The sequence below is a fragment of the Waterburya sp. genome (genome assembly GCF_058530065.1).
In genome coordinates this window covers 1-7,430 of sequence record NZ_JBZNBU010000176.1, presented here as the reverse complement: position 1 = coordinate 7,430, position 7,430 = coordinate 1, and the positions used below count along the sequence as shown (strand labels likewise).

Annotated in this window: 3 protein-coding genes; 2 read left to right on the top strand and 1 reads right to left on the bottom strand. The window is 39.9% G+C overall.

The genetic code is table 11. From position 1 onward, the window contains the following. Positions 1–1,126 (top strand): adenylate/guanylate cyclase domain-containing protein (locus AC33VI_RS11195; RefSeq protein WP_491782342.1); only part of this gene is annotated, 1,126 nt, incomplete at its 5' end. A 781-nt stretch (positions 1,127–1,907) separates the two neighbouring features. Here the strand turns inward: AC33VI_RS11195 and AC33VI_RS11190 are convergent. Continuing rightward, entirely contained in the window at positions 1,908–4,529 is a 2,622-nt protein-coding gene (locus AC33VI_RS11190; RefSeq protein WP_491782341.1) for a chloride channel protein, read from the bottom strand. 243 nt (positions 4,530–4,772) lie between these two features. On the opposite strand from AC33VI_RS11190, the gene AC33VI_RS11185 reads away from it, so the two are divergent. Then, on the top strand, positions 4,773–7,430 hold a 2,658-nt coding region (locus tag AC33VI_RS11185; protein ID WP_491782340.1), incomplete at its 3' end, for a two-partner secretion domain-containing protein.

Genomic DNA, 7,430 nt, shown 5'->3' with positions numbered 1-7,430 from the left:
AGAGTTGGGTTCGGCTCTTCAAGTGGATGCTTGCACCCTCTCTCTCTGGACAAAAAGCGATCGCTTTGTTAAATGTGTTGGTTTGTACAATCCTCATCAACCGCAAAAAATTATTCGAGATTCCCCCGACTGGCAACAGGCGACTACTTCTAGCGTACCCATTAAAGAAAATCCCGTCTTACAAGCTCTTTTGTTTTCCAAAAAAACAGTCTGTTCTAGGGATTTAGAAAAAGAGAAGAAAATAGCTCGTTATGAATTGCCTTTGCATTCTAAAGCTAGAGCTTTACTAATCGTACCTTTAATAGTCGATGGGGAGATTATTGGCAGTATTACCCTCAGACAAAACGATCGCCCCCGTTATTGGAGTCAAGCCCATATTGACTTGGCAGAAGCCGTAGCTGCTCAAGCTGCGATCGCCGTACAACAAGCAAAACTCTATCAAAAAGTTAGAGAATTAAATAACTACCTTACCGAATCGGTACTCAAACGTTTTTTACCCGCAGCTATTGTGAATAAAGCTGCTACGGGAAAACTATCCTTAGATCTAACTCCCGAACCCCGTTTTATTACGGTTTTGTTTTGCGATCTGGTAGGCTTTACTAACCTTTCCAGTCATTTAGAAGTAGTCGCTCTAGCAGAAATTTTGAATGAATATTTAGAAGCTATGACGAAAGCTATCTTCGATCGCGGCGGTACGGTAGATAAATTTTTAGGGGATGGAGTGATGGCAATGTTTGGCGCGCCCGAACCTCTCACCCAAGAAGAACAAGCACGAAGGGCAATCGATACTGCCAGAACTATGTACTTTTATCTAGAAAAACTCAACGAGCGATGGCAAGCTAAAGCGATCGCCAATTTACTGCCCACTCTCAAAATGCGTTGTGGTATTCATCAGGGAAAAGCGGTTGTAGGTATGTTTGGTGGCAAACAAAGGAAAGACTATACTGCTGTGGGCACAGTGGTCAATATTGCAGCTCGTTTGCAGACTGCTGCTGCTCCCGATCGCATTCTGATTTCCGAATCTGTAGCTAGCTGTTTGCCCAATACTAATTGGGGACAAAGTAAAAATTTTCAACTTAAGGGAATTGAAGGCTATTTTAAGGCTTTTACTGTTGCTATGAGTTAATTATTGCAATCTAGAGCTAGGTTGATTTTGCTAACGAAATACTTTATTAATCACTGATGTTGTGCAAAAGAAAGTAATAACCGTAATTTCTTGAAACCAACCTGAAAAATTGGCTGATTTTTTTACCTTTATTGCTTAATTTTTTCCTAACTCCAATTCGTTAATTACTGCCTAACATTAGTTACTGAGCCGATGGTTCTACCTATTGAGAAAGTCCGATGTTTTAAGTAGGTATAAATTGCTAAAAAACCCCGAAACAAAAACTATTAATTTAACCTTAAAATACCCTTGATTTTGTTCGATCAACTAGCTGTTTGCTGAATTTCTTTTGACTTGGAAACTAAAGACTCAATTGAGTTATTAAAAAATAGATGAGAACTTTTTTGCTGAATATTCCCCTGATTTTCTAGGTGGGGCATTTCTATGCGACAACTACTGCAGTACCAGTAGCTGTATCTGTTGCTGAGATGCCGTAACATAGAATTAGAACAACAGGGGCAATAATGTTTAGCAGTCATAATTTTGGTTACCTTAACCTAAATATTTAACAGAAAATGTTTTAAATTTGTTTTTTATGTGCGTATCTATTTCCAATATAATTAAGATTTTAAGAATCTGAGTACAATGTGAAGATACGCAACATATTTTTTTGAGAGAAAATCGAGACTATTGTCATTCTCGGGAAAAAATGTTAACTAAACCAAGACATGAAAAATAATTAAATTCATCCTACCTATAGAATCGAATAAATTTTCCAAAAGATCTGTAGTTTCGATCGCATTTATGAATTTAAACTGCGAAAAATTATGACAGTAGTCTCTGCTCCAGAGGCGATCGCTTCGGGAATATTCCCGCCCATAGCATTTTGTAGCAATCCTTTATTTGTTGCTCCTAAAATTATCAACCCATATTTTTTTTTGTTAACCAAATTAAGAATTGTTTCTGCTACTGAAGAACCAGGGATTCGGAGAGGTAATACCGAACAAGCTAAAGACTTCTGGAGCAATTCAATACCAACCTTAAAATCAGAGCTAGTAAAGTGTGGTTTTTTGGGAGGATAAATTTGGCAAAATTGTATTCTAGGAGGAACGGAATCTATACTAGCTAAAGCAGGTAAAATAGTTAGCAATTTATTAATGCGATCTCCTCCCGTACTGGGAATTAGCCAGCGATGGCGCAGGTATAGCTGATGGGGAAAAGCATGGGGTAATTTGCCTAGTTTAACGAGCATCAAATCGCAAGGAGCTTTTTTAATCAAATAATCAACTACATTACTAAAAATCGCTTCAATTCCTGCGGTTTTACCTTTCCAGCCCATTAATAATAAATCAATGTGTTCTCGATTGGTAGTCTCTAAAATTGCCTCTCCCACATCTGTAGCAATGCGAATTTGAGTATGCACGGGAATAGCAGATTGGTTACCCCAGGTTTCTAACTCAGACATCATTTGGCGAGCAGGAGCTATGTCTACTTCGGCTTGAGCGGGATAAAGATGATTGCCAACTGTTATTATCCGCAAAAATTCAATTTCATACTGATGCTCCTTAGAGATCGCCTCTGCTATTTGTAACAAAGAAGCCAGATTGTCGGGATTGGCAATAGGAAGCAATAAACGTCCTTTGCCAGTTGCGGGAGAGCGGGTTTGATAGACAATATAGGAAGGTTGAGAAATTAATTGAGATTGCAGATTGCAACTCAATTGATTGGCTTCGGCTTTAATAATGTCGCTGCGAGTAATAATGCCTAAAAGTTTATATCCTTCCGTAACGGGCAGACGAGACAACTGATAGCGATTGAGGAGATATAATACGTCGGCTAAAGAAGTGTCGGGACATACGGAAATAGGCTGGGGAGTCATAATATCTTGAAGATGCAAATTGCTCTTTTGCATCCCCTCTTGAGGAATATCCGACTGAGTAATAATGCCCACCAATTTGCCATCATCTACTACAGGAAAACCCCGATGGTGCGATCGCGACATGGCTTGAATAACTTCTGGTAGAGTCAAATTACTGCTGAGGGTTTCTACCCGAGATTCCATCACATCATCGGCAGTTAACTCGGACATAAAATCGTTTTGGGGATGTTCTTCTGTTATTTCGATGCCACTAGCTTCCAGAAGATGTTCGTAGAGAGATCCAGGGGCAAAACTTTCGGCAACAATATAGGCGACTGCCGCAGTAATCATCAGGGGCAAGACTAAATTAAAATCCGCCGTCATTTCAAAGATGATAATGATCGCAGTAACTGGTACTCTCACCACTGCGGTAAAAAATGCTGACATTCCCGCAAAAGCAAAAGTATAAGGAGATTCGGAATGAATCATAGCTACTTCAGCCACTCCGATTAAATATCCCAAAGCCGAACCTAAAACTAAAGCAGGAGCAAATAATCCTCCAGGTGCGCCCGCACTATAAACCAAGATAGTCAGGCAAAATTGAGCAATAAATACCACTGCTGTCATCTGCCAAGAAAATTGCCCCGCAATCAGTAATTCTCGCAACCCTGCATTATCCTGAAAAAAAGGCGGTAGCCAAGAAACAATCGCCCCTGAAATCGCTCCAGCCAAACCAATCCGCAAAGGCATGGGAATAGGCAGACTGCGCCCCCATTTCATACCGCGAATAATCGCCTGATTGAATATTCCTCCCAAAATTCCCGCTAAGATTCCCAACACTACATAAAAAGGAATTTCGGGAATGGCAAAACTGCCCCGACGAGCCGAATCAATGACCGCTAAAGGTACGTTAATATCTGCAGACCCCAGAATTCGCGAAACCACAGCCCCTGTAAAAGATGCTGCGATCGCCGTTTCTAAAGTCAAGCCAGAAATATCTCGCATCAACTCTTCAACCACAAACAAGACTCCTGCGATCGGAGTGTTAAATCCTGCTGCCAAACCTGCTGCTGCCCCTGCTGCAATCATCTGACGGCGATTGGTGGGGGAATTGGGAATCCAGCGACTTACCTGCGCTCCTAATGCTGCTCCAATATGAACCGTGGGGCCTCGACGACCTAAAGTAAAACCAGCCCCAACAATTAAGATAGTGGCGATCGTTTTTACTACAGCAGTTTTCAGATTTAACACAATGGGATATTTTGCCAAAGCAGCCTTAACTTGAGGAATGCCACCACCTCCCGCCGAAGGAGCTAAAATCTCAATTGCCACTCCTGCCAAAGTACCAAAAACTAAACCTATTAGGGGCAAAACTAGCTTTGCTCCAGCAAGATTAATAGTTTGGATGCGCCAGCCCCCCAACCAGCCGATTCCATTTTTGAGCAATACCGCAGCCAAAGCCGAAAACAACCCGATCGCACAAGCTTCAATCAGAGCGTAGCGAGTATCGAGGGAACTACTTGCTAACCAAGAAGAAAAGCGCAAGTTGGCAAGCAGTTTTTTCATTCTGGGCGATTTAACATTTTTAAGTTAAGCTGACTCAATCTAATATCTATCCTAAACCCACAGGTGTTAGTTCGCGATCGAAGTTTGTTGGTAGGCTTTTGATTTTTAATTGGGGCGATTAAATTCCGTTCAATTGTTAGTTTTATACAAAAATATAGAAAATTTATCTAATTGTAATTTAAAAAAAATCAACTCATATTCATATGTAGTATAAGTTTATTCAGATTTATTCATCATATTCTCATGAAAAAAGCTATTTCTCCTCTAATTCAGATTGGTACGTGTACTATTGCAAGTTTTGGGTTAGTCAACAATTTAGTTCAAGCTCAAGTAATTCCCGACAATACTCTCAATACTCAAGTAAATGTTAACGAAAACATTACTAAAATTACAGGAGGAGAAACGCGAGGGGGCAATCTTTTTCACTCTTTTCAGGATTTTTCTATTTCTACTGGCAATGAAGCTTTTTTTGATAATGCTAACAGTATTGCTAATATTTTTAGTCGCGTAACGGGCGGTAATCTTTCCAATATTGATGGGGCGATTAGAGCTAATGGAAGTGCCAATTTATTTTTAATCAACCCCGCAGGAATTATCTTTGGGGAAAATGCCAGATTAGATATCGGCGGTTCGTTTTATGCAAGCAGTGCGAGTAGTGTTCTCTTTGAAGATGGGGAATTTAGCGCGATAGATTTAGATAATCCCCCAGTCTTAACGATTAATGCTCCTGTTGGCTTAAATCTAAGAGATTTACCAGGGGATATTGTTAATCGCGCTAATAATAATCTAGGATTGAGAGTCAATTCGGGAGAGACTATTTCCTTGACTGGTAGTGAAGTGAGTTTTGATGGGGGCATAGCCACCGCACCAGAAGGAAAGGTAGAAGTCTTAGGAGATAAAGTTAGTTTAATTAACAATGCCAGTATAGATGTCTCTTCTGAAACTGGTGGAGGTACGGTATTAATTGGTGGAGACTACCAAGGACAAGGTAGTTTGAATGCAACTCGCACTTATATTGACGATACTGTAATCATTAATGCTAATGCTATTACTGAAGGTAACGGCGGTAGAGTAATAGTCTGGGGAGATGAAGTTACTGGATTCTATGGCAATATTTCCGTTCGCGGTGGAGATATTTCGGGTAATGGTGGCTTTGTCGAAGTATCGGGCAAAGAACACCTAATCTTTCGGGGAAATGTCGATACTACTGCAACTAATGGCTTTACAGGCACATTACTGTTAGATCCTACTAATATTATCATTGCTAATGGTTCGGGAGACAGTGCGACAGATGGAGATAACACCTTTGCAGGAAACAATTCCAATACCCCAGGAAGCATTCTCTCCGATCCCCTTAACGAAATCATCGACGACGCACCAACAACCATTTTTGAAAGCGAGTTAGAAGGACTATCGGGAGATACCAATATTATCCTTGAAGCCACCAATGACATTACCCTTCAGGATTTGGCAGATGACGAATTAACTTTAGCTCCTGGTAACGGTGTCATTGCTTTTACTGCCGATGCGGATGCTGACGGTGTGGGTGATTTCGTAATGGAGGATAATATTATTGTTACTGAACAAGAAACAATTGTTTTTGACGATGGTTTTGAAGATGTAATTTCAAATATCGTCGATCCTGCCGATACTATCAAAACTAATGGACGCAGTATTGCTATTTATGGTGCAAATTTAACTATAGGAAATATTGATACCTCTTTCGTACCCAACGATTCTGGCGAAACGATAGGAACTGCTCAAGTCGTTAGTTCTAATTCTGGTGTTAATGTGGAAAGTATTTCTGGCGTGCTTTTTGATGTTGAAGATGTTGATACATATCAAATCTTTCTCACAGGAAATGGTACTTTTTCAGCTAGTACCGTCGGAGGTACTACTGTTGATACACAATTATTCCTATTTGATGCTGCTGGTTTTGGTATTTATGCTAACGACGACCAAATAGCTGCAGTGGAACAACAGTCTCTTCTACCTGCCAATAATTCTTTAACTCCTGTTAATCCAGGTATTTACTATCTATCAGTTACAAGTAATGGTAACGACCCTATTAGTGATGGGGGATTTATTTTCCCCAGAGCAACTTTTGAAGGAGACCCCAACGGTTTCGCCATAGCAGAAGGTATTAATGCTCCTACAGGCGAGGGAGGAAATTCTCCTCTAATCGGTTTTGAAAACGATTTTTTCGGTGAAATAGGAGAATATCAGGTTAATCTTACTGGAGTTGAAGGAACGCAAGCCAACTTTGTAGAAGCTCCTCAGGTTATGGGCGATAGTGGCTCAATAACTCTAAATGCCACTAATGGAAATATTAATATTAATGGCAATCTTGATAGTTCCATAGACTTTGATACTGGTGGCGAAATAAAGTTAACCGCTACCAATAATATCAATTTAATGGCTGAAGATTTTCCAGGCATTGATACATCAGCAGGAGATTTGACAATTAATGCTGGTGAGATGGTTACAATTACCAGCAATATTAATACCAGTAATCTTGAGCAAGGTACTGCTGGAGATATAAACATCAATGCTGGATCGGAAATTAATATTATTGATAATAATATTAGAGCTAATGCTTCTACAGGTTCTGATTCTGACCAAGGAGACACTTCTCCCGACCAAGGAGGTAATATATCAATTGTCTCTGGTTCGACAACGGCTCTAACTAATAGTTATATCTCTACAAATAGTTTCAGATATAGTTATGGAATTTATGGCAACTATAACAATCTTGAAATTCAGTCAGGGAATGTAACAATCACTGGACAATCGGTGGTTTTAAACGATACAAGAGTAGACAGTTCTTCTTTTGATGGTGAAGGAGGAAATGTATCAATTGTCTCTGGTTCGACAACTACTCTAACTAACAGTTATATCTCT

Bases quoted from the DNA above. Each gene is read 5' to 3' on its own strand.
- AC33VI_RS11190 (WP_491782341.1), bottom strand. From the start codon at position 4,529: ATGAAAAAACTGCTTGCCAACTTGCGCTTTTCTTCTTGGTTAGCAAGT.